The sequence below is a fragment of the Vibrio maerlii genome (assembly GCF_003415655.1).
GTDB lineage: Bacteria > Pseudomonadota > Gammaproteobacteria > Enterobacterales > Vibrionaceae > Vibrio > Vibrio maerlii.
The window spans coordinates 211,792-236,236 of sequence record NZ_QRHC01000003.1; the positions used below are offsets into that span (position 1 = coordinate 211,792).

The window sequence follows — 24,445 nt, forward strand, 5'->3', positions numbered from 1 at the left end:
TGATTTAGCACGCTTTTCGCTCAAATAGGTTATAACCCTCTGAACTTCGAGGTTTATTGTTACCTTAGACTCACCTATAATGTCTTCATTGCTATGCGAATTAAGCAGAACATCAACAGGAAAGTATATGTCAGATAACAACCAAGCACTTAAGAATGCTGGATTAAAGGTTACCCTTCCAAGACTTAAAATTTTAGAGGTTCTGCAACAACCTGATTGCCAACATATCAGTGCCGAAGATCTGTATAAGAAGCTCATCGACCTTGGTGAAGAAATTGGTCTAGCGACCGTATACCGCGTACTAAACCAATTCGACGACGCTGGTATCGTAACTCGCCACCACTTCGAAGGCGGTAAATCAGTATTTGAACTCTCAACTCAACACCACCACGATCACTTAGTGTGTCTAGACTGTGGTGCGGTGATTGAATTCTCTGATAACGTCATTGAAGAGCGTCAAAAAGAGATCGCAGAAAGATACAACATCCACCTAACTAACCACAGCCTTTACCTTTACGGTAAATGCATCGGTGGTAAGTGTAAGGATGACCCAAACGCGCACAAACCGACTAAATAGTGTTAAAAATGCCAGACTCTGTCTGGCATTTTTGCCTTTATAGGATAGTAATTGAGTAAGTTAAAAATAATACGCTTATCCAAGGGTTTCACCCTCATCGAGCTCATCGTGGTCATTGTGGTTATCGCGATATTAAGTGTTATCGCCCTACCTCGGTTCATCAACCTCACCACTCAAAGCCAGCAGGCACAGATTGATGGCATAGCAGCTCAATTTGGTTCCGCTGTCAGTTTTGCCCAAAAACAATGGATAGTGAATGGCGCGACACCAGCTTCTCAAGTCGATCTAGAAGGCTATGGTGACGGGAAACTTGATGTGAACGATATCGGCTTTCCTATAGGGATTGATAAAGGCAACAGCGAAGGTGAGATGAGTAATCCCTACCAAATTGGTAAAAATGAAAAGGGCTGTATTGAGATTTGGAACCAAATTGTCGATGGAGACTATAGCCTATCCATTAATATCAATGATGCTGCAAATGTTGACTTTATTGCCGCAAGAAAAAACTTAAGTTTCACCGCTTCTGATGGAACTAGCCACGATCAAAAAGCCGTTTGCTATTATGCGTCGACAGTAAGACGTGCTGGAAACAACCCTGAAAGCTGGCCTTACATTATTTGGTATAACTCTCGCAACGGTGTTGTATCAACCACTAGACCAGACGGTGTTTAAAGCTAAACGCAATAAAAAACCAGCTCAAGTGAGCTGGTTTTTTCGTTCTAGAGCAGATAGAAGTGATTAACCTTCAATCTTCGCCCAAGTATCACGTAGACCAACGGTACGGTTGAATACGAGCTTCTCTGCGCTTGATTCTTTTGAATCAACACAGAAGTATCCAGTACGCTCAAACTGGAAGCCTTGTGCAGCTTCAGCGGATGCTAGGCTAGGTTCAACAATACCTTCTACTTTCACTAGAGATTCTGGGTTGATCGTCTCAGCAAAGTTATCTGCCGCAGCTGGATTTTCTACCGTGAATAAACGGTCATATAGGCGAATCTCTGCAGGTACACCTTGCGTTGCAGATACCCAATGAATTACACCTTTCACTTTACGGCCATCTGCTGGATTCTTACCAAGTGTCTCGTCATCGTAAGAACAGAAGATAGTTGTGATGTTGCCTTCAGCATCTTTTTCAATGCGCTCAGCTTTAATCACATAAGCACCACGTAAACGAACTTCTTTGCCAAGCACTAGGCGCTTGTACTTCTTGTTCGCTTCTTCGCGGAAATCTTCACGCTCGATGAATACTTCACGCGTAAATGGCACGTCACGAGTACCCATCTCTGGCTTGTTTGGGTGATTCGCAATAGTCAGCGTCTCAGCCTTATCCGCATCATAGTTCTCGATAACGATCTTAACTGGATCAAGAACAGCCATAGCACGAGGAGCATTTTCATTTAGGTCTTCACGAATACAAGACTCTAAAGAACCAAACTCAATCATGTTCTCTTGCTTAGTTACACCAATGCGCTTACAGAACTCACGAATAGATGCCGGAGTAAAGCCACGACGACGGAGGCCAGAGATCGTAGGCATACGAGGGTCATCCCAACCGTCGACTAGGTTCTCAGTCACCAGTTGGTTAAGCTTACGCTTAGACATAACTGTGTATTCTAGGTTCAAGCGACTGAACTCATATTGACGCGGTTGGCAATCGATAGTGATGTTGTCTAATACCCAGTCGTATAGACGACGGTTATCTTGAAACTCTAGCGTACAGATCGAGTGCGTAATGCCTTCAAGTGCATCAGAAATACAGTGCGTGAAGTCGTACATAGGGTAAATGCACCACTTGTCACCTGTTTGGTGATGTTCAGCGAAACGAACACGGTAAAGCACAGGATCGCGCATAACCATGAACGATGAACCCATGTCGATCTTCGCACGAAGACATGCCTTGCCTTCTTCAAAACCGCCATCACGCATCTTTTCAAACAACGCTAGGTTTTCTTCTGGCGAACGATCGCGGTAAGGACTTAGCTTACCTGGCGACGTTAATGTGCCGCGGTATTCACGAATCTGCTCTGGACTTAGCTCGTCAACATACGCTAAGCCTTTATTAATTAATTCCACTGCATATTCGTATAGCTTATCGAAGTAGTTTGACGAGTAACAAATATCGCCAGACCAATCGAAGCCTAACCAACTTACATCATTCTTAATTGACTCAACGTATTCTACGTCTTCTTTTTCAGGGTTAGTGTCATCAAAACGAAGATTACACTGTCCCTGATAGTCCTGAGCAATACCAAAGTTTAAGCAAATAGATTTAGCGTGTCCGATATGCAGGTAGCCGTTTGGCTCTGGCGGAAATCGAGTATGCACGCTTGTGTGTTTGCCATCCGCTAAATCTTTATCAATGATTTGGCGAATGAAATTCGATGGTCGAGCCTCAGCTTCACTCATCTATAGCACCTCGTAGTATTGTCAGTAAATTCATCTCTCTGAGAGTTCAGAGATCATTGCCCGTAATGATCCACAATTCTAGTGGATTAGACAATACGTACCGACAGTAAATTAACAATATTTCGTCTATTCGCTGATCTTTAGAGCAAAGATAAGGCAAGCATTGATTTTGGGGAAAGAGGCGGACTGAGATTTGAGTAAAAAGATCCGAATCAATGAGGTTCCACTCACTTCCCAAACCCTAGTTCCTAAATATCAATTAAGGCTCGAAAACTGAAAAAGCCTCCGAGAGGGAGGCTTTTGATTCTAATCTTACTTAGTGGGCTTGATTAGCGACTAAGGAAGTTTTACGTCAGATAGGTCTTCACCTGAACCGATTGCTTTCATTTCGCCAGCAACGATTTCAGCTAGTGGGCCTAGGATAACCTGTAGGTTGTTTTCGCCTAGTTTAACCACACCTTTTGCACCAAGTTTCTTAAGAACAGCTTCGTCAGCAACAGAGCGATCTTTTAGAGTTAGACGTAGACGTGTGATACATGCGTCGATTGAAGTTAGGTTCTCGTGGCCACCTAGAGCTTTTAGGTATTGGCGAGCTAGGTCACCTTTCGCTGCTTCTTCGTTGCCTGCTGGCGCATCTTCGTCGTCACCTTCACGACCAGGCGACTTCAGGTTGAAAGCGCGGATTGCGAAAGAGAATGTGAAGAAGTATAGAGCACCAAATGCTAGACCGATTAGTAGTAGAACGAATGGCTTAGTAGCAAGACCGTAGTTCAGTACGAAGTCGATTAGACCAGCAGAGAAACCGAAGCCGTGTAGTGTGCCGAACATGTTAGCAACAACTAGAGATAGACCCGTAAATACTGCGTGCATTGCGTATAGTGCTGGAGCTAGGAATACGAACATGAATTCTAGCGGCTCAGTGATACCTGTTAGGAAAGAACAGAATGCTACTGAGAATAGTGCACCACCAACTTGACCACGTTTTTCAGCTGGAGCTGCTAGGTACATTGCTAGTGCAGCACCTGGAAGACCAAACATCATTACAGGGAAGAAGCCGTTCATGAATACGCCAGCGCCTTTATCGCCACCGAAGAAGCGGTGTAGGTCACCAGACTTAACTGTTTCAGTTACTTCTTTAACCACTGCAGTGATTTCAGGGTTTACAGAGTTAGCAAATTCGAATGTGTATTCTTGACCAACAACTAGAGTCTTAGCTAGAGCTGGGTCAACACATAGTTGGTTGAATGCTTCGAAACCAGCAGAACCAGCTACGATGATTTCTTGACACGTGCCCATACCGAACCAGAAGTATGAGTTAAGAACGTGGTGAAGACCAACAGGGATAAGAGCACGGTTAAGAGTACCGTATACGAATTGACCAATTGCACCAGAAGTTGAAACTGCGTGTGCAAGTGCATCAAGACCAGATTGAACACCAGGCCATACCACACCAGAGATCGCACCTGCTACTAGAGCAAATAGACCTGCCATGATAGGAACAAGACGCTTACCTGCGAAGAACGCTAGCCACTCAGGAAGACGAGTCGCGTGGAATGCGTTGTAACAGTGACCTGCGATGATACCTGCAAAGATACCGCCGAAGAAAGACATGTTCACGTCTGCGTTGATTGTTGTCGCTGTTGCTGTAAGAACGAAATAAGCGACCGCACCAGCAAGACCTGCTGCACCGTTACCGTCTTTAGAAAGACCAATTGCGATACCTAGACCGAATAGAAGTGGAAGGTTACCGAAAATTGCTCCACCAGCTTGCGCCATAAATGGAATGTCTAAAAGGTCGCCTTGACCCAAACGTAGTAGAAGCGCCGCAATCGGAAGTGTCGCGATAGGAAGCATTAACGCTTTACCTAGCTTCTGTGCATATCCAAGAATATTCACCTGTTGTTCCCCCTATAGGATTTTATAATTTGGTTCGAGGAACTTTTTTTAGCTCCTCAATTTAGTCCTGTTCAGTTTATGACAATAATTTCGCTCCGCAAATTAAAACCGTCTCATTTGTGATCATAATCACCAGATTTAGCCAAAAACCAAGGTTTTTGCTAGCGAGATCATAAAACTTATTTTATTATGCGAAAAAATGAGATGATATAGTTAAAATTTATCTGCTCAAACGAGTGTGTGTTACTCTTTTTTTTGTGATGCAGGTAAAAGGTTGAAGCTTAACAACCAGTAATAATAGATAGTTCCGAAAGCTATCTTCGAAAAATCAGAAAGTTACCAAATACCTCGTTTAGATATTTTGCTGCACAATACAAGTTATCGATCTAATTGAATTCATCAAAGTAAGTTGTAGGCTATGCCTCCTTACATTCAATAGGTCCCCAAGAATTTTAGAAAATTACCTATAGAAGGATTAGCAACCATGTACGCGCTAACGAATTGTAAAATTTATACTGGTCACGATGTCCTGACTAACCACGCTATCATCATTGAAGGCAACAACATCCAGTCAATTTGCGCAGTGGATGCACTTCCTCAAGATTTAGAAACTCGTGATTTGAAGGGTGCAAACGTAAGCCCTGGCTTTATTGATCTACAGCTAAATGGCTGTGGTGGTGTGATGCTGAACGACGAAATCACAGCTGACACCATGCAAATCATGCACCAAGCAAATCTGAAATCAGGTTGTACTAGCTTCCTTCCAACCCTGATTACGTCTTCTGACGAAGATATGCGTGCAGCGATTGCAGCTGCTCGTGAATATCACAACAAGTATCAGAACCAATCCCTTGGTCTGCACCTTGAAGGGCCATACTTAAACGTTGCGAAGAAAGGTATTCATAGCGTTGATTATATCCGCCCGTCTGATGACAGCATGGTTGAGTTCTTATGTGATAATGCTGACCTAATCGCAAAAGTGACTCTTGCTCCGGAACATAACGACCCTTCGCACATTGAGCGTCTGCGAGATGCGGGTATCGTGGTTTCTATTGGCCATACTAACGCGACATATCAAGAGGCGCGCGAGAGCTTTGCTTCTGGTATCACCTTCGCAACCCATCTATTCAATGCAATGACACCAATGGTAGGTCGTGAACCTGGTGTTGTTGGTGCTATCTACGATACTCCAGAGGTCTATGCCGGTATCATCGCAGATGGTTTCCACGTTGATTACGCAAACATCCGTATTGCACACAAAATCAAAGGCGAAAAGCTTGTATTAGTGACCGATGCCACAGCTCCTGCAGGTGCTGACATGGATTACTTTATTTTTGTCGGTAAGAAAGTATATTACAGAGACGGTAAGTGTGTTGATGAAAATGGCACACTAGGCGGCTCAGCATTAACAATGATTGAAGCAGTACAAAACACTGTTGAGCACGCACATATCGCATTGGACGAAGCACTTCGTATGGCTACGCTATACCCAGCAAAAGCAATCGGCGTTGACAATAAACTAGGCCTTATCAAAAAAGGCATGGTAGCTAACCTGACTGTATTTGACCGTGACTTCAACGTCCAAGCGACAATAGTTAACGGACAATACGAGCAGAACTAAATATGAATGGCGGACAAATCGGTAACGTAGATCTAGTTAAACAACTTAACGGGGCAGCGGTCTATCGCCTTATTGATCAACAAGGACCAATTTCGCGAATCCAAATTGCAGATGTTAGCCAACTGGCTCCTGCTAGCGTTACGAAAATCACCCGCCAACTACTAGAAAAAGGCCTCATCAAAGAAGTTGCTCAGCAAGCCTCAACGGGTGGTCGCCGAGCAATATCTCTGACAACTGAAGTTCAGCCTTTCCATTCAATCGCAGTTCGTCTTGGCCGCGATTACATTCAAATTAGCCTTTACGATCTTGGGGCTAAAGAGCTAGCGACCGTTTCACACGAGCTGGTTTACAAGAACCAAAATGAACTGGTTACAGGCCTACTTGGTCACCTCAAAGATTTCATCCAAGCTAACGAACCGATTATTCAACAACTTATTGCGATTGGCATCGTACTACCTGGTCTGGTGAACCCAGAAACCGGTGTTGTTGAATACATGCCAAACACCGATATTGATAAGCTCGCTCTTAGCGACATTATTACTGAAGAGTTTAAGCTGGCTTGTTTCGTCGGTAACGATGTACGTGGTATGGCTTTAGCTGAACACTACTTTGGTGAGAGCCAAGATTGCCAAGACTCAATTCTTGTCAGTGTTCACCGTGGTACTGGTGCAGGCATTATCGTAAATGGTCAGGTATTCCTAGGTCATAATCGCAATGTAGGTGAAATTGGTCATATACAGATCGACCCTCTAGGTGAACAGTGCCAATGTGGTAACTTTGGTTGCCTAGAAACCGTAGCCGCAAACCCTGCGATCGTGGCTCATGTGAAGAAGCTAATGGCACAAGGCTATGACTCAAGCCTAAACACACTAGATGACGTCACCATTACAGATGTATGCCAGCATGCCGTGAATGGCGATGAGCTCTCAAAACAGAGCCTTGTACGTGTGGGGAATCAGCTTGGTAAAGCCATCGCAATGACAATTAACCTATTTAATCCACAAAAGGTCATCATTGCGGGTGATATTACTATCGCTCAAGACATTGTATTCCCGGCGATTCGTCGAAATGTAGAAAACCAATCTCTAACGACGTTCCACACCGGCCTTCCTATCGTTGCGTCTACTATCGATAGCCAACCGACTATGGGGGCATTCTCAATGATTAAGCGAGCAATGTTAAACGGCGTTCTGTTGCAGAAACTACTTGAAGAGTAACCCAAAAAAACTGTTCAATAGTAAGGTCGTGAATTCACGACCTTTTTTATATCTTCTAGAGATACTTCATATATGGAAATTGTTTTAATCTCTGCCGCATTTTTTATGGGCTTTATAGCTCTTAAGGTCAACCTTCCTCCTCTTGTTGGTTTTTTGTGTGCAGGTTTTGTTCTTCATCACTTTGGTTTTAATAGTAGCGACACTATTGTTACTCTCGCTGACCTTGGTGTTACTCTTTTGCTTTTCACTATCGGCTTAAAGCTCGATATAAAAACACTACTCTCCAAAGAAATTTGGGCAGGTGCGACGGCGCATAATCTTCTTTCTACCGCCTTTTTTACCCTTGCTATACTCGCACTTAAACTGCTTGGCGTTTCATCAATGGCCAGCATGGGTATCGACCAAATCGTTCTGCTTGGCTTTGCGCTCTCTTTCTCAAGTACTGTATTTGCGGTGAAAACTCTGCAAGAGAAAGGTGAGATGAATGCAACCTACGGTACCTTGGCTATTGGTATCTTGGTCATGCAAGACATCTTTGCTGTTGTCTTCTTAACTGCTTCTACTGGAAAAATTCCCGAGTGGTACGCTATTGCGCTATTCGCTCTGCCATTTGCTCGCCCGATTTTATTTAAGATTCTCGATGAGGTTGGTCACGGTGAGATGCTTGTGCTATCCGGTATCTTCCTAGCACTTGTTGCAGGCGCTGGCCTATTTGAGTTCGTTGGTGTCAAACCCGACCTTGGTGCACTTATCTTAGGTATGTTGCTTGCAGGACACCGAAAGGCATCAGAGCTTTCTAAGTCTCTATTCAACTTGAAAGAGCTGTTCCTTGTTTGTTTCTTCCTCAACATTGGTCTATCAGCTCAACCTACCTTAGATGGTTTCTTGCTAGCCATTATCTTCATGTTGCTGCTTCCGGTTAAAGCCCTACTCTATTTTCTTATCATCAACACCTTTAAGTTCCGCGTGCGTACGTCATTGCTGGCTTCGCTGGCTCTGTTTAACTACAGCGAATTCGGCCTGATTGTAGGTGGACTTGCATTCAAAATGGGTTGGATGAGTGGCGACCTAATGGTTGCACTAGCAATCGCGGTCTCTTTATCGTTTGTTCTCGCTTCCCCTATTAATCGCAAGGGTCACAACATTTATCAGCGCTCCTCTAAATGGCTAAAAGAAGCGGCTGCAGAATCATTGAACATCCGCGATCAGCGCATTAACCCGGGGCATGCTCAAGTGTTGATTCTGGGTATGGGTCGCATCGGCACAGGTGCCTATGATGAGTTCCGTTCACGCTATGGCAAGATCAGCTTAGGTATCGAAGTTCGAGAAGATACCGCTAAAGAGCATCGGTCTCTAGGGCGCAATGTTATCTGTGGTGACGCGACCGACCCAGACTTTTGGGAGCGCATCCTCAACACAGAAAATATTCAGCTGGTACTGCTTGCTATGCCGCACCACCAAGGTAACCAATCCGCCCTGGAACTATTGCAAGCTCGCGACTTTAAAGGACAAATTGCCGCGATCGCAGAATACCCGGACCAGTTAGACACGCTCCAAGAGCACGGTGTCGACGCGGCCTTTAACATCTATAACGAAGCCGGCAGCGGTTTTGCTCGCCATGTTTGTGAGCAGCTCAAGCCCAACTTCAAATAGCTCTACGAAAAATAGTTCTACGCACCAAGTTGGCCTCAATCAGGTCGATTTGGTGCATAAATAAACACGAATTAGAATTCATTTACCAAAATCGCAATTTATATGGAAATTGTTCATCAATGGTCAAATTGAGTGATTTAATTTCTTACATTGGGTTGCTTTTTTTATTGATAATGGCAAATTGAATTCATCGGTTAAAAACTTTCCATTTAAAAGGATTTAAATATGTGTTCAGTATTTGGAATCTTAGACATTAAGAGCGATGCATCGGCACTTCGCCCACTCGCATTAGAAATGTCTAAAAAATTACGTCACCGCGGACCGGATTGGTCTGGCATCTATTCATCTGAGCGCGCAATCCTTGCCCATGAACGTCTAGCTATCGTTGGTGTAAATAGTGGTGCACAACCTCTTTACAGCCAAGACAAGAAGCACATCCTTGCGGTAAACGGCGAGATCTACAACTACAAAGAACTTCGTGCTCGTTACGAAGGCAAGTATGAATTCCAAACAGATTCAGACTGTGAAGTTATCCTAGCGCTTTACCAAGAGATGGGCGCTGACCTACTGGAAGAGCTCAATGGCATCTTTGCATTCGTCCTGTACGATGAAGAGAAAGATGAGTACCTTGTGGGCCGAGACCATATCGGTATCATCCCGCTTTACCAAGGTTATGACGAACACGGCAACTACTACGTCGCTTCAGAAATGAAAGCGCTTGTGCCTGTATGTAAAACCGTAAGTGAGTTCCCTCCGGGCAGCTACTATGGTTCAAAAGATGCAGAGCCTCAGCGCTACTACGTTCGCGACTGGAATGAATACGCAGCGGTTCAGGGCAACTCAACCAGCAAAGAAGAGCTGACTGAAGCTCTAGAAGCTGCAGTTAAGCGTCAGCTAATGACCGACGTTCCTTACGGTGTGCTTCTTTCTGGTGGTCTAGACTCATCGATCACTTCAGCGGTAGCAAAACGCTTTGCTGCAATGCGTATCGAAGATGATGAGAAGTCAGAAGCTTGGTGGCCACAACTGCACTCATTTGCAGTGGGTCTAGAAGGCGCACCTGATCTAAAGGCAGCGCGTGAAGTTGCTGAGCAAATCGGTACGGTTCACCATGAGATGACATACACAATCCAAGAAGGCTTGGATGCGATTCGTGATGTTATTTACCACATCGAAACCTACGATGTGACCACTATCCGCGCTTCAACACCGATGTTCTTGATGGGCCGTAAGATCAAAGCCATGGGCATCAAGATGGTTCTTTCTGGTGAAGGGGCTGATGAGATCTTTGGTGGTTACCTATACTTCCACAAAGCACCAAACGCGCAAGAATTCCACGAAGAGACTGTACGTAAGCTACTGGCTCTGAACATGTTTGACTGTGCTCGTGCGAATAAGTCTTTAGCGGCTTGGGGTGTCGAAGGTCGTGTACCTTTCCTAGATAAAGAGTTCATTGACGTAGCGATGCGCCTAAACCCAGAAGACAAAATGTGTGGCAATGGTAAGATGGAAAAACACATCCTACGTGAGTGTTTTGAGCATTACCTACCTGAAGCGATCGCATGGCGTCAAAAAGAACAGTTCTCTGATGGTGTTGGCTACAGCTGGATCGATACTCTGAAAGAAGTGGCTGAAGCAAAAGTCACTGACCAACAAATGGAATCAGCATCATTCCGCTTCCCTTACAACACACCGACAACCAAAGAAGGTTACGTTTACCGTGAAATCTTCGAAGAGTTGTTCCCACTGCCATCGGCAGCTGAGTGTGTACCGGGTGGTCCATCTGTTGCTTGTTCTTCAGCAAAAGCGATTGAGTGGGATGAATCATTCAAGAACATGGCGGACCCATCAGGTCGTGCTGTTCAAAGTGTTCATAACGACGCTTACTAAAATCTGATTTACTCGATATCAAAATTAAGGCCTAGCTATTTAGCTAGGCCTTGTTGTTACTTGAGATAACTAACAGGTTGCTACGATTAACTGGCTTTAACCTTCGAAGCACTGCGTTTACCTAACATGTAGCCAAGCCCCAACGGTGCAAAGAAAATCGCGACAATGAACAGTATGAAGTAAATAATGGTGCTCTTGATCAGTTCGATCAGCTTATCAATCGCCAACGCGACAACGTCCTGCGACATTTGGTCAATGTCTTGAGTGAACTTGGCACGTTCTTTACTAATGATCTGTGCAATCTCAGCACGCTCGCGTGCAACCATTTTCTCTAGTGCCTGACGCTCTTCGCTCAGTTGCTCAATGCGGCTCTCTGTTCGCGAATCGATCTGTTCCACCAAGGGCGCTAATTGAGCATTCATCTGACGCGCAAGCTCTTCCATGTATTCAGGGTTGTTCTCCACAAAATCTTGGAACGAGCGCGAGGTCGCCTGCAAGCTTTCTAGCGTTTTATTCAGTTGCTCACCACTCACAGTACTATTCAAAGCGATAAGTTGCGCCTTCCACGTCATCAGCTTTGGCGTTTGTTCAGACACTAGACTCAATCGATCTGAAACATCCCCTAGAGCTTCAGGCATTGTACCTAAAGTGGACACGACTTGATCTTCACTGATTTGATTCGCCTCTAACCAGGCCCGGTATGCTGGAGTTCGAATAAAACTCAATTCCAAAAATGGGTTATCTTGAGCAAACTGGCTAACAAATGATTTCGTGGTTTCAAAATCACTTTGCTTTAACAAGCCCTTAGCTAAGCCTTCAATATCTTGAGCAAGCAAAGAAGACGTTCCCTGAACGCTATCACCGTCAAATAAGTCAGCACCAGCACCCGAATCAAAATACTGATTCATTTGCTCGGTGAAAACCCATGCATCGATGAGCGCCGCCATTGGAGAAACCTGATAAGCCGCCTGCTGCATCCCTTCTTGAGCGTTTATCTTCCACAGCAGAACATAAGATTGATGTACTCTGTCTTGTGCATCGTACTGCTCTGATATGTGGTCGGCAGACTGTTCCACTTGGGAGAAGAACTGCTGGGTATACTCACGCGTTAACAAGCGCATATTGAGCTCTTGCTGAGTCAAAGGTGTTGTCTGGCTGTCGAGCTTTATTTCCAATAAAGAACAACCGGCTAGAGGTAAGAGTAACAATTAAAATAAAGAGCGGAATCGCATAGTTACGCACATCGAAAGTAAAATAGGACCGTAGTGTAAGCGAGAAGGCAGGAAAGTTGCTATGAGATTATGGTGGTTTTCGCGAGTTTCAGAGCTAGAGAGCTAGAGAGCTAGAGAGCTAGAGAGCTAGAGAGCTAGAGAGCTAGAGAGCTAGAGAGCTAGAGAGCTAGAGAGCTAGAGAGCTAGAGAGCTAGAGAAAAAATAGGGGATTGACGTTTACACGTCAATCCCCTATTTCGTATTCTTGGAAGAATCTAGATATCTAGTTTTCCAGCAGCGAAGCGATCTAGCTATCTAAGGAAGACAAAATCCGCCCTACCCCTACACATTCCCAACTATATCCGCCATCATTTCGATATGCAGATCATCGTCATTCAAACATGGAATGTAGGTGAAGTTATCGCCACCAGCCTCGATAAAGGTCTCTTTGCATTGCTCTGAGATCTCTTCAAGCGTTTCGAGACAGTCTGACGAAAAGGCAGGGGCGATGATAGAGATCGACTTAACACCTTTGCCTGGTAGCTCTTCTAGGGTTTTGTCTGTGTAAGGTTTCAACCACTCTTCTTTTCCGAAGCGAGATTGATAGCTCATACCAATCTTAGATTCATCGAGCCCTAGCTCTTGCGCCAAAAGTTCCGTCGTACGTTCACAGTGCTGAGGATAGATATCGCCTTCGTCAGCCAAGCGCTTTGGAATACCGTGATATGAACACAGTAGATAATCTGATTGACCATGTTCTTGCCAATGCTTACGCACGCTTTCAGCCAATGCTTTGATATACAAAGGGTGCTCATAGTAATCACGAACAAACTTATAATGAGGCAATACAGGCATCTTCTTGTATGCACGTGTTAACGCATCTGAAACCGCAGCGGTCGTTGTGCCTGAGTACTGTGGGTATAGAGGTAGAACAATAACCTCTTCAACACCCTGCTCTAGGAGCGACTGTAAACCAACAAACACACTCGGGTTACCATAAGTCATACCCAACGAAACTGGCATATCGACAACCTGAGCCAACTTCTGTTGCTGACGCTGCGAGTAAACCAACAGTGGAGAGCCCTCCTCCATCCACACCGTTTGGTACAATTTCGCGACCTTTGGTGAGCGAATCGGCAGGATCACTCCATGAAGCAGTGGACACCATAGCCATCGGCTTAGATTAACCACGCGATGATCGTGTAGAAACTCAGATAAGAAGCGCTTAATAGCCGGTGCAGTTGGGGCATCTGGCGTGCCGAGGTTAACAAGTAGAACCCCTGATTTTTTTCCTTGGCTCATAATGGCGAGTATTATCCTGGTGGTTGCAGTTGTTGAACGTTGTTATACGTTGCTGTTCGTCTTTCGATTTTATGAGCTAAAAATAAAAAAAGCGACTGTAAACAGTCGCTTTTAAGAACTTCATAAGCCTAATTGCTCAGAATTAAGGCTTCGATTTTATTCGCAAAGGGCTTTTTATTAGCTAAGTGCTTTTTCTAGCTCTGCACTTACTTCAGCAACTTGCTTAGTACCGTCGAATTTCAGGTACTTAGTGTTGCCCGCTTCAGCTTCTTTACCGTAGTAAGAGATCAGTGGAGCCGTTTGCTCGTGGTATACGCCTAGACGTGCGCGTACTGTTTCTGGCTTATCATCTTCACGGATAACTAGGTCTTCACCCGTAACGTCATCTTTGCCTTCTTCTTTAGGCGGGTTGTAAACCACGTGGTAAGTACGGCCTGATGCTAGGTGAGCACGACGACCTGCCATGCGCTCAACGATCACATCGTCAGCAACATCGATTTCAACAACGTAATCTACGTCAACGCCCATTTCTTTTAGGCCGTCTGCTTGAGGGATAGTACGTGGGAAACCGTCTAGTAGGAAACCTTTCGCGCAATCGTCTTGAGCAATACGCTCTTTGATTAGACCTAGGATGATTTCATCAGAAACTAGCTGACCAGCGTCGATTACAGCTTTAGCTTGCTTGCCAAGTTCTGTACCTGCTTTGATAGCTGCACGTAGCATGTCACCAGTAGAAATTTGTGGAACACCGTATTTTTCCATGATGAAGTTTGCTTGTGTGCCTTTACCTGCACCTGGAGCACCTAGAAGGATGATGCGCATGTTGATTCCTCTTAAAAATTAATGATTTATACCGAAGCTCACAATTAGTGATGACAGCGAATCTATCAGCACAGAAAAATCTGCTTGTACAAGATAAGGGTATTTCCAACCATTTCACTGCACGCAAACGATAAGTTTCGGTATAACACGACCATTCAGGTCTAATATCAAAGCGTGACAAAATACACACCTTGACGCGGTTATTCAAGTTTCAATGCAACCTGAGCAACTAGTTTAACATAAGTGAGTTGCTTAAAATTTGCGTTAAGACTAAAGAATGAAACCACTAAAAAGAAAGAGCCCGCCTAAGCGAGCTCTTCGAGTGATATTATTTTGCTAGAAGCTTGTTCATTGCACCTAAGAACAGTGATGGGTCTTCCATTGCACCGCGCTCAGCTAGCATTGCTTGACCAAGTAGTACTTCTACCCAGCGACCAAACGCTTCTTCATCAGCTTCATCAGCCATGCGTTGAACCATAGGATGCTCTGGGTTGATTTCGAAGATGTATTTCACTTCTGGAGCTGCTTGACCCGCCGCTTCTAAAAGCTTCTGCATCTGAGTACCCATATCAAAGTCATCCGTTACAACAACAGCTGGCGTCGTCGCAAGCTTGAAGGTAGTACGTACTTCTTTAACACGGTCACCAAGGTAAGTCTTAGTGCGATCAACCACAGACTTAAACTCTTCCTCTGTCTCTTTTTGCTTCTCTTTCTCTTGCTCGTCTTCAAACTTGCTCAGATCAAGGCCCGCTTTAGTGATCGATTGGAATTGCTTACCATCGAACTCAGTCAGGTAGTTCATTAGGAACTCATCGATGCGATCGTACATTAGTACTACTTCGATTCCTTTCGCTTTGAACTGCTCGAGGTGTGGGCTGTTTTTCGCTGCTGCATAGCTGTCTGCAGTCAGGTAGTAAATCTTATCCTGACCGTCTTTCATACGCTCAATGTATTGCGCAAGAGAAACTGTCTGCTCAGAAGAGTCAACATCAGAAGATGTAAAGCGCAGAAGACCAGCAACCTTTTCTTTGTTTGCCATATCTTCAGCCGGGCCTTCTTTGATAACAAGACCAAACTCTTTCCAGAACTCTTGGTATTTCTCTTCGTCATTCTTCGCCATGCGCTCCAGCATAGTCAGAACACGCTTAGTACACGCACTACGTAGTGACTGAGTGACCTTGTTATCTTGCAGGATTTCACGAGATACGTTCAGCGGCAGATCATTTGAATCTATCAGACCACGCACAAAACGCAGGTAAGATGGCATGAACTGCTCAGCATCGTCCATGATGAATACACGCTGTACATACAGCTTCAGACCAGACTTATGGTCACGGTTCATCATGTCCCAAGGTGCTTTAGATGGAATGTAAAGCAGGCTTGTGTAGTCGTTTTTACCTTCAACGCGGTTGTGGCTCCACACAAGAGGATCAGCGAAATCATGAGAAACGTGCTTATAGAACTCTTTGTATTCGTCTCCATTGATGTCTGACTTGTTGCGAGTCCAAAGTGCTTGAGCCTTGTTGATTTGCTCCCACTTAGTTTCGCCCGTCTCTTTACCTTCTTCATCACGAACATTAGTCAGGATAGAAACAGGGATACCGATGTGATCAGAGTACTTACTAATCACTTCACGCAGACGCCACTCGTTCAAGAACTCTTTGCCTTCTTCACGCATGTGAAGAACGATGTCAGTACCACGAGACTCTTTTGAGATGTCCTCAATGGTGTAGTCACCTTCACCTTCAGAGTGCCATTGCACTGCTTGTGAAGCGTCTAGACCTGCAGCACGAGTGCGAACGGTTACCGCGTCAGCCACGATGAACGCAGAGTAGAAACCCACACCGAATTGACCGATCAATTGAGAATCTTTTGACTGATCTTCAGAAAGCTTTGAGAAAAATTCAGCTGTACCTGACTTAGCAATCGTACCTAGGTGCTCAATAACGTCGTCACGGCTCATACCGATACCGTTGTCAGAAATCGTCAGTGTGTTTGCTTCTTCATTAAAAGATAACTTTACACCTAGCTCCGCATCACCTTGATATAGATCTGCGTTTGATAGTGCTTGGAAGCGCAACTTGTCTGATGCGTCCGATGCATTTGAGATCAACTCACGTAGAAAGATCTCTTTGTTTGAATAAAGAGAGTGGATCATCAAATGAAGCAGTTGTTTTACTTCAGATTGAAAGCCACGAGTTTCTTTGTTATTCGTTGCCGTTTCGCTCATTTTTTCTCCAAAACATGCAAATGTATGACCAATTCCAGGTATTGATAACCAATTGAATACTGCAGCATTAAGCTGTGCTACAGAAGTATTTAACTTCTAAAGTGAGGCTGAGAAATGTAAATTCAAGGTCAATAAACGTAAATACACTGTTTTTTTAGAAAATTTTAATTATCCTGTTCCTCTAAAATCATAAAAACGCACTATATTTAGTTATTAGTTACATTATAACTTTGTATGTAACTTATTAATACCATTATAAAAAACATCTAAAAAGAAGACCTCTATGAGTAACATTGGTACCAAGTTTATTATTGCGAACCGCTTTGTGTTCGACCCAAATAGTAACTCGCTAACGGATCAGCAGAGTGACAATGAAGTAGTACGACTAGGAAGTAATGAGAGCCGCATACTACTGATGCTATCCGAGAAGCCCAATGAGGTAATTACTCGTAATGAGCTACACGAGTTCGTGTGGCGCAAGCAAGGTTTTCAGGTCGACGACTCAAGTTTGACACAGGCAATCTCTACACTGCGTAAAATGCTTAAAGACTCGACAAAGTCACCTCAGTTTGTCAAAACTGTGCCAAAGCGTGGCTATATGTTGATCTCAACGGTGGAGCGCGCAGCCCCGCTTAGTGGTCAGGATGAAGCAGTAAACGAATTTCAAGCACACGATGCAGATGGCACTCCAGTATCAGAAGCATCCGTTGCAAACAATGTAAACGTAGAAGCCTCCACTGCACCACAAACTGTAGCAACTAAGCCAGCACCAGAGAGCAAAAAGACGATGTTTGCTCTCGTGCTAATCGCTGTTTTATTACCGCTTTTCGTTATGTTGATGCCAGAGCCAGTCTCAACCAGCTTCAAGCAAATCGCAGAGTACGATGGGACACCGATCCGCACTCCGGAAAGTCAACCTGACCTTTCGAGCTGGTTACCTCAAATCGAGCGTTGTGTAGAGCGCTATAACGAAGTGAACACTGGCGATCTTAAGCCGGTAGAAGTGATCGCTACGGGTGGTCAGAACAACCAACTTGTTCTTAACTACGTGCACTCTGCAGAGTACTCAGTAGAAAACACGACCATTCGCTTCTTCTTTGAACAAACTGACCTAAGCCAGATCTGTAACTAAAAGGGTAACTTAGATGAAAATATCAACTGCAAAAATCCTTTTAGGTCTATCAGTACTCTTCAGTGCTTGGTTGTACTGGGGTAGCGATATCAAAGTAGAACAAGTACTTACCGAAAAAGAATGGCAGTCACGAATGGTGACTTACCTGACTGAAGATAAACAAGAAGTTGTTGGGCCATTGCGCAAGGTAAATGTTACCTCAAATGTAAAATACCTACCGAACGGTACCTACATTCGAGTTTCCATGATGGAGCTTTACAGCCAAGATGAAGATGCAAACAGCATCATCAACATCTCAGAGATGGGTGAATGGGAACTGAGTGACAACTATCTACTGATCTCTCCTATCGAGTTCAAAGATGTCTCTTCTAGCCAAAACAAAGATTTTAGTGCCGATCAGCTTAAGCTCATCACTCAAGTATTTAAGATGGATTCTGAGCAAAGCCGTCGTGTCGATATCATCAACGACAAAGCGCTACTGCTAACCAGCTTGAACCACGGCTCAAACATCTTGTTTTCAAACTAAGAGTCGATAAGATAAACATAATTTAAGGGAGCGTATTGCTCCCTTTTTAATATCTATCGGGAGAGCTAAATGGATAAAGCGACCATTCACATCTACTACTGTCGCCAATGTAACTGGATGCTAAGAGCATCATGGTTAAACCAAGAGCTATTGCATACCTTTAGTGAAGAAATAGAGTCAGTGAGCCTTCATCCGGACACAGGTGGTCGCTTTGAGATCATTTGCAATGGCAACGTGATTTGGGAAAGAAAGCGCGACGGTGGCTTTCCCGAAGCCAAGGAACTGAAAAAGCGTGTTCGCGATATAATTGCACCTGAACGTGACTTGGGGCATGTTGATAGTAAATAGAGAGCTAGAGAGCTAGAGAGCTAGAGAGCTAGAGAGCTAGAGAGCTAGAGAGCTAGAGAGCTAGAGAGCTAGAGAGCTAGAGAGCTAGAGAGCTAGAGAGCTAGAGAGCTAGAGACAGAATAGGGGTTGACGTGAAAGCGTCAACCCCTGTTTTTATCTCGGCGCTAAAAGTCTAAATATCTAGTTTTCCAGCAGCGAAGCGATCGAGTTATCTAATTAAGCCTAATTAACTATAAAAACCCTTGCCGATGCCCGCTCGAGTGAGCAAGCCATCGCATGGAGCAAAGCGATCACCATACTTCTCGGCGTATGAGTTCATCGTCTCCACCAGCGTATCAATACCGATGCTATCCATGTAGCGGAATGGACCGCCCAAGAATGGTGGGAAGCCGATACCGAAGATCGCGCCGATGTCACCATCACGAGGGCTACGGATAATGCCTTCGTCCAAACAACGCACGGCTTCATTGAGCATTGGCAACACACAACGCATCGCAATGTCGTTTTCACTCGCTTTTTGTTCAGGCGTCAAAGACAATAGCTTGTAGACTGACTTATCGACTTCTTTCTTCTTACCCTTGTAAGTGTAGAAGCCTTTGCCGCTCTTGCGACCTTTACGATCATCATTGAGCAGAGTGTCGAATACATCTGGGCCTTTGAATCGTTCGCCTAGTTCATTCACCAAGATTGGAATGATCTTCGCACCAATATCAACACCTACCTCATCGAGCAAGGTGATTGGGCCAACAGGGAAACCAAAGTTCAGTAGCGCGCTATCCAAGTGCTCGATCGGCTCGTTACCCATCAACACTTGCGCGGCCTCATTCATGTATGGTGCAAGAATACGGTTCACATAGAAGCCAGCACAGTCTTTCACCACAATCGGCGTTTTACCCTGCTTACGAGCAAATTCAACCACAGTTGAGATAGTCTCATCAGAGGTTGTTTCGTGAGGAATGACCTCAACCAATGGCATCTTTTCTGCCGGACTGAAGTAATGCAACCCAACCACGTTTTCAGGTCTTTCTGCTTGCTCAGCAATCTGGCCAATCGGTAGTGACGAAGTATTCGTCGCAAAGATTGTCTCAGCCTTAGCATGAGTCTCGACGTCTTTGACCATGGCTTGCTTAAGCGCTAGGTCTTCAAAGACAGCCTCAATCACTAAATCACTATGCTCGAACGAGGTAAAATCGATGCCACCAGACAGCTGCATCATTTTATTTTGTAGTTGCGCCTTGCTCAGAATACGGCGTTTTCGCTGCTTATCAAACAACTTGTAGTTGTATTTGAGAGCATTCAACACACCGTCATTCGACACATCTTTAATGCGCACAGGCACTTTCGCCTTTGCAACCGACACATGACTGATACCAGCCCCCATCAAGCCACCACCCAACACATTAACGCGGCCAACCTGCTTCGGCTCTGCGTCGCTGCCGTGTTCTTTCTTCATCTCTGTCGTAGCAAAGAAGATAGAGCGCAGGGCTTTAGACTCAGAGGTCATCACTAGCTCACCAAAACGTTTCGCCTCGTATGCTAAACCTTTGGTCATGCCGTTTTCTAAACCATGACGAATCACATCCAAAATGGCATCTGCAGCAGGGTAATTACCACGTGTCTTTTCATTGGTTTTCTTGGCTGCTTGCTCAAAAATCACCTTACGGCCAAGCTGGTTTTTCGCCATTAAGGTTTCTTTCATCGACGATTTTGCTTTAGCGCGCTTTTTGCCTTTCTCAACAAAGCTCAAAGCCACATCCAGCAACACACTTTGCGGTACGCTTGAATCGACCACACCGAGCTTCTTCGCTTTCTTTGCTCGAAGTTGTTTGCCCGTCAGAATCAAATCGAGAGAAGGCAGAAGGCCGATCAAGCGCGGTAAGCGTTGAGTACCGCCCGAGCCAGGTAACAAGCCCAGTTGCACTTCAGGCAGACCCAAACGCGTTTTTTCTGAATCGGTACACACGCGGTAATCACACGCCAAAGCCAGCTCTAACCCACCACCAAGGCACGGGCCATGAATCGCTGCAACCACAGGGAAAGGTAAGTCAGAGAGAGTTTGGAACATCTCCTGCCCTTTTGTTGCCAATGCTTGCGCTTCTTCTGCTGATTGACAGGCATCCAACATGCGTACATCTGCACCGGCTATGAAGTTATCTGGCTTGAGAGAATGAACAACCATGCCCTTAATCGATCCTTTACTCTCTTCAAGTTGAGCAAAGATCTCGGTCATCTCATCGGCAAAAGCGGCCTGAAGGGTGTTCATCTTTTCATTGGGAACATCGATGGATAGCCAAGCGACGTTGTTGGTATCAACCTTTAGTTCAAATGCTTTTTGCTCGCTCATTACTCCACCTCCAAGATCATTGCTGCGCCTAACCCGCCGGCTGCACAAGCAGTATTCAGTGCTAAGCCGCCTCCTCTACGTTTTAGCTCTCGGAGTGTTTGCGTCATCATTCGAGCACCCGTCGCTGCAAATGGGTGACCATAAGCAATCGAACCACCTAGCACGTTGAACTTCTCCATATCGATTTCACCAATCGCACGCTCACGACCAAGGTGTTGCTGCGCAAACTCATCGCTTGCGAACATCTTCACATTAGCCAGTGCTTGAGCAGCAAAGGCTTCATGCATATCAATCAGTGTTAAGTCATCCAGCTCAAGGCCCGTTCGCTTGAGCACTTCTGCTGTTGCGTAGGTTGGCCCCATTAACATATCCATCTCGACCCCAATCGCAGAGAAAGCATAACCACGAATAAAGCCCATGATCTCAAGGCCCAGCTCTTTGGCTTTACCTTCACGCATCAGCATCACCGCTGCACCGCCATCTGTCAGCGGAGTACTGTTTGCTGCGGTTACGCTGCCGTACTGACGGTCAAACGCTGGACGCAGTTTAGCGTAGCCTTCAATCGTTGAGTCATGGCGAATATTGTTGTCTTCTGAGATCCATTTTTTGTAAGGTTCAGGGAAAGCAGTCATCACCTCATCTTGGATCTTGCCCTCTTTCCAAGCTTGTGACGCCAGGCTGTGAGAGCGATGTGCTAGCTCATCTTGCTGCAGCCTTGAAATACCATGGCTCTTAGCCATTTGCTCTGCAGTTTGGCCCATTGATAAACCTGTCGAGTATTCAGCAACGGCAGGTGGCACAGGCATGAGATCTTTAACAGAGAGAGATTTGAGAATATTGAGCTTTTGACCCAAGGTTTTGGTCTTGCTCAGCGCCAGTAGGTTAGCGGCCAGTTTCTTAGACACACCAATCGGCAATACAGAAGAGGAATCTGCACCACCTGCAATACCGATATCAACCGTGCCCGCCATAATACTTTCGGCGACGTTCACGGCAGCCTGGAAGCTGGTCGCACACGCACGAGTCACACTGTACGCATCGGTATGAATGTTCATCCCAGTACCCAATACTATCTCACGCGCAATGTTTGGCGCTTCTGGCATTTGAACCACTTGGCCAAACACCACTTGGTCGATCAACTTAGGGTCAATATTGGTACGAGCAAGCATTTCGCTTACGACCATCTTGCCCAAATCCACCGCTGGCACTTGGCTAAACTCTGTACTTTGTCTTGCAAACGGTGTTCGCAAGCCGGCAACAACAGCAACACGCTCACCCGAGCGCGTAGTCACGTCCTGTATTCCCATTCTATCTCCTTATTGCATCCCATCTTGAAGTTCGCTTATCTCAGGTCGATTGACCGAATTAGGGTTGATTAACCTAAATTATTATCTGGAACTCTCAGGGAAAATGATGAGGTCAGACCACATTATTGTAATCAAAATGTTATCAACATCAAACATGTGTTTAAATAAACGTGACACAAGCAGAGAGCTTGAAAGGGTGATAGGCTTAAGGGACTGAAAATTAGGCAAAAAAAAACCACACAAAACTGTGTGGTTGGAATCTATAAAGCAATTAACTATTAACGCCAATTGAAAATAATCAGTTTCCTGATTAGGAGAAAGTAAAGTCAGCCTTCAAAAGGAAGTGTCGTCTTGCTCAACATGCCATTTCAAAAGAAATGACTAGACGACAGACGTTAATATAGCGGGTTCAGTCAATGGTTTTTTGAAATAGATCAATTTATATGTGAATAGAGTATGAATACCGCCATTTATAGAACGTCCGACAGAAATCTGACTAAGATTAACCCATAGCCTCCAACTATCGAACAATTCGTAACCCAAACTGAGCACACTAGAGAATCACGTGGCCCTACTACTAGATATGGAAAAATAAAAAATGTTCGGAAAGAAAAAGCCGCCTTCCCCGGTCGACTCTAATATGGACAAGCAAAGAAAATATGAAGCACTAGTGCGTGCCTATCATCGAGACCTTTATCGCTACGCCTACTGGTTATGTAAAGATAAGGCAATCTCCGAAGATTTGGTGCAAGAAACCTGCTTAAGAGCGTGGAAGTCACTAGATAGCTTACAGGACGAAAAAGCCGCCAAGTCATGGCTGATCACCATCTTGCGCCGCGAGAATGCTCGCCGGTTCGAGAGAAAGCAGTTTGATTTGGTTGATATTGATGATTACTCAGGAGAAGCGAAAGTTTCCGATGATCCTCATCATCAAACCGAGTGGCTGCAAAACCAGATAATGAAGTTGGACGTCGAGTATCGCGAACCATTGTTCCTCCAAGTTGTTGGCGGATTCAGTGGTGAAGAGATCGGCGAGATCCTCGAACTGAATAAGAACACCGTTATGACGCGACTATTTCGTGCCCGTAATCAACTCAAAGAAATGCTCGATGAATCAACAGACGCTAAGGGGGTAAACAATGGATGATTTAGAATTCCGTCGACAAATAATGTCCGACCCTAAAGCGCGTGATGAAGAACTGCTTAAAGCCATCGCTGAGAGCGATGTGAATGCAAAGTTTGCCGATGAGATGAACGCGTTAGACGCTCAAATTGCTCAAGCAATGAAAGTCGATGTGCCCGATGACTTGGCAGATCGCATCTTGTTTAGTCAAAGCAGCAGCCACAAGGTGATTCGCCCGAACTTTACCAAGAAAGCCATGGCAATGGCCGCATCTCTTGCGTTTGTCGTCGGTTTATCGGTGGGTCAGCTTAACTGGGGCAATCTAATTGTTCCTGCAGCCCAAGCAAGCCTTGAAGCAGAAGCGATGCGTCATGTGGTGGCCGAGAAGCCATTCGTCAACGCCATTGACGAAGAAGTGAGTTCAACGCAGATCAATACCAAATTGAAGCCTTTTGCGTATCAGTTTAACCAGAACTTCCCTTACCATGTGTATTACCTGAACCACTGTGGTTTTGGCGATTCAAATGCGTTGCATATGGTTTTCCGTGGAGAAAAGGGCAAAGTGACGCTATTTATCACCAATTTGCCGAGTGAAAATGAAAATATCTTCAGCCAAGATGGCATGGCCGGCGCCATTACCCCGATCGGTGACTCAAGTATAATTATCGTCGGCGATATGGACGAGAACGTCGGTGAAATTGCAAGAAAATTAGCACCAATGCTAACCGAATCTTGATTTTCTCTTCCAAACAGGCACAGACAAATTCTGTGCCTGTTTTTTGATTTACAAATAGAGTTAAAACTCTAATAAACGCCGTTCTGCCACTTTTTCCTGCCAGA

General features: G+C 45.0%; 19 protein-coding genes. 11 read left to right on the forward strand and 8 right to left on the reverse strand.

All coding sequences use genetic code 11. The features are described 5' to 3' along the window. Positions 1-127 precede the first annotated feature (127 nt). Together fcrX and DPF91_RS05280 are read left to right on the forward strand one after the other, a co-directional pair. The gene (gene fcrX, locus DPF91_RS05275) at positions 128-577 is read left to right on the forward strand and encodes a ferric iron uptake transcriptional regulator FcrX (protein ID WP_117233396.1); all 450 of its coding nucleotides are present in this window, start codon (positions 128-130) and stop codon (positions 575-577) included. A 51-nt stretch (positions 578-628) separates the two neighbouring features. Continuing rightward, positions 629-1,249 carry a prepilin-type N-terminal cleavage/methylation domain-containing protein gene (locus DPF91_RS05280; protein WP_117233397.1) on the forward strand — a complete coding sequence of 207 codons (621 nt, stop codon included), beginning with the start codon at positions 629-631 and terminating at the stop codon, positions 1,247-1,249. Positions 1,250-1,315: 66 nt separating this feature from the next. Here the strand turns inward: DPF91_RS05280 and glnS are convergent, their stop codons facing one another. Both glnS and nagE read right to left on the reverse strand, forming a co-directional pair. Beyond that, positions 1,316-2,983 carry a glutamine--tRNA ligase gene (gene glnS, locus DPF91_RS05285; RefSeq protein ID WP_117233398.1) on the reverse strand — a complete coding sequence of 556 codons (1,668 nt, stop codon included), beginning with the start codon at positions 2,981-2,983 and terminating at the stop codon, positions 1,316-1,318. Positions 2,984-3,319: 336 nt separating this feature from the next. Beyond that, positions 3,320-4,879 carry an N-acetylglucosamine-specific PTS transporter subunit IIBC gene (nagE, locus tag DPF91_RS05290; protein WP_117233399.1) on the reverse strand — a complete coding sequence of 520 codons (1,560 nt, stop codon included), beginning with the start codon at positions 4,877-4,879 and terminating at the stop codon, positions 3,320-3,322. Between the two features lie 484 nt (positions 4,880-5,363). On the opposite strand from nagE, the gene nagA reads away from it, so the two are divergent. The 4 genes from nagA to asnB all read left to right on the forward strand — a co-directional run bounded on the left by nagA (position 5,364) and on the right by asnB (position 11,260). Then, positions 5,364-6,500, forward strand: coding sequence for an N-acetylglucosamine-6-phosphate deacetylase (gene nagA / locus DPF91_RS05295; protein ID WP_117233400.1), 1,137 nt, complete (start codon positions 5,364-5,366; stop codon positions 6,498-6,500). A gap of 2 nt (positions 6,501-6,502) precedes the next feature. Next, positions 6,503-7,717 carry a DNA-binding transcriptional regulator NagC gene (gene nagC / locus DPF91_RS05300; RefSeq protein ID WP_117233401.1) on the forward strand — a complete coding sequence of 405 codons (1,215 nt, stop codon included), beginning with the start codon at positions 6,503-6,505 and terminating at the stop codon, positions 7,715-7,717. A 72-nt stretch (positions 7,718-7,789) separates the two neighbouring features. Beyond that, entirely contained in the window at positions 7,790-9,370 is a 1,581-nt protein-coding gene (locus tag DPF91_RS05305) for a cation:proton antiporter family protein (protein ID WP_117233402.1), read from the forward strand. A 225-nt stretch (positions 9,371-9,595) separates the two neighbouring features. Then, a complete protein-coding gene (asnB, locus tag DPF91_RS05310; RefSeq protein WP_117233403.1) occupies positions 9,596-11,260 on the forward strand; it encodes an asparagine synthase B in 1,665 nt (554 codons plus the stop codon). Positions 11,261-11,346: 86 nt separating this feature from the next. Here the strand turns inward: asnB and DPF91_RS05315 are convergent, their stop codons facing one another. The 4 genes from DPF91_RS05315 to htpG form a co-directional block, all read right to left on the reverse strand. Then, a complete protein-coding gene (locus DPF91_RS05315; protein WP_241033762.1) occupies positions 11,347-12,381 on the reverse strand; it encodes a chemotaxis protein in 1,035 nt (344 codons plus the stop codon). A 432-nt stretch (positions 12,382-12,813) separates the two neighbouring features. Then, on the reverse strand, positions 12,814-13,773 hold the full coding sequence (gene hemH, locus DPF91_RS05320) for a ferrochelatase (RefSeq protein WP_117233405.1): 960 nt from the start codon (positions 13,771-13,773) through the stop codon (positions 12,814-12,816). 177 nt (positions 13,774-13,950) lie between these two features. After that, the gene (gene adk, locus DPF91_RS05325; protein ID WP_117233406.1) at positions 13,951-14,595 is read right to left on the reverse strand and encodes an adenylate kinase; all 645 of its coding nucleotides are present in this window, start codon (positions 14,593-14,595) and stop codon (positions 13,951-13,953) included. 328 nt (positions 14,596-14,923) lie between these two features. Beyond that, positions 14,924-16,825 carry a molecular chaperone HtpG gene (gene htpG / locus DPF91_RS05330; protein WP_117233407.1) on the reverse strand — a complete coding sequence of 634 codons (1,902 nt, stop codon included), beginning with the start codon at positions 16,823-16,825 and terminating at the stop codon, positions 14,924-14,926. Positions 16,826-17,108: 283 nt separating this feature from the next. On the opposite strand from htpG, the gene DPF91_RS05335 reads away from it, so the two are divergent. From DPF91_RS05335 to DPF91_RS05345, 3 genes are all read left to right on the forward strand, one after another. After that, complete coding sequence (locus DPF91_RS05335; RefSeq protein ID WP_117233408.1) at positions 17,109-17,957, forward strand: winged helix-turn-helix domain-containing protein; 849 nt, start codon at positions 17,109-17,111, stop codon at positions 17,955-17,957. Positions 17,958-17,970: 13 nt separating this feature from the next. After that, a complete protein-coding gene (locus tag DPF91_RS05340) occupies positions 17,971-18,483 on the forward strand; it encodes a regulatory protein ToxS (RefSeq protein ID WP_117233409.1) in 513 nt (170 codons plus the stop codon). Between the two features lie 69 nt (positions 18,484-18,552). After that, entirely contained in the window at positions 18,553-18,831 is a 279-nt protein-coding gene (locus DPF91_RS05345) for an Rdx family protein (RefSeq protein ID WP_117233410.1), read from the forward strand. A 226-nt stretch (positions 18,832-19,057) separates the two neighbouring features. Here the strand turns inward: DPF91_RS05345 and fadJ are convergent, their stop codons facing one another. Together fadJ and fadI are read right to left on the reverse strand one after the other, a co-directional pair. Then, complete coding sequence (gene fadJ / locus DPF91_RS05350; RefSeq protein WP_117233411.1) at positions 19,058-21,175, reverse strand: fatty acid oxidation complex subunit alpha FadJ; 2,118 nt, start codon at positions 21,173-21,175, stop codon at positions 19,058-19,060. Beyond that, a complete protein-coding gene (fadI, locus tag DPF91_RS05355) occupies positions 21,175-22,482 on the reverse strand; it encodes an acetyl-CoA C-acyltransferase FadI (protein WP_117233412.1) in 1,308 nt (435 codons plus the stop codon). The genes fadJ and fadI overlap by 1 nt, the downstream gene beginning before the upstream one ends. A 598-nt stretch (positions 22,483-23,080) precedes the next feature. Between fadI and DPF91_RS05360 the strand changes: the two genes are divergently transcribed. Both DPF91_RS05360 and DPF91_RS05365 read left to right on the forward strand, forming a co-directional pair. Beyond that, positions 23,081-23,629 carry a sigma-70 family RNA polymerase sigma factor gene (locus tag DPF91_RS05360; RefSeq protein WP_117233413.1) on the forward strand — a complete coding sequence of 183 codons (549 nt, stop codon included), beginning with the start codon at positions 23,081-23,083 and terminating at the stop codon, positions 23,627-23,629. After that, entirely contained in the window at positions 23,622-24,341 is a 720-nt protein-coding gene (locus DPF91_RS05365) for a DUF3379 domain-containing protein (protein ID WP_117233414.1), read from the forward strand. The genes DPF91_RS05360 and DPF91_RS05365 overlap by 8 nt, the downstream gene beginning before the upstream one ends. Positions 24,342-24,445 lie beyond the last annotated feature (104 nt).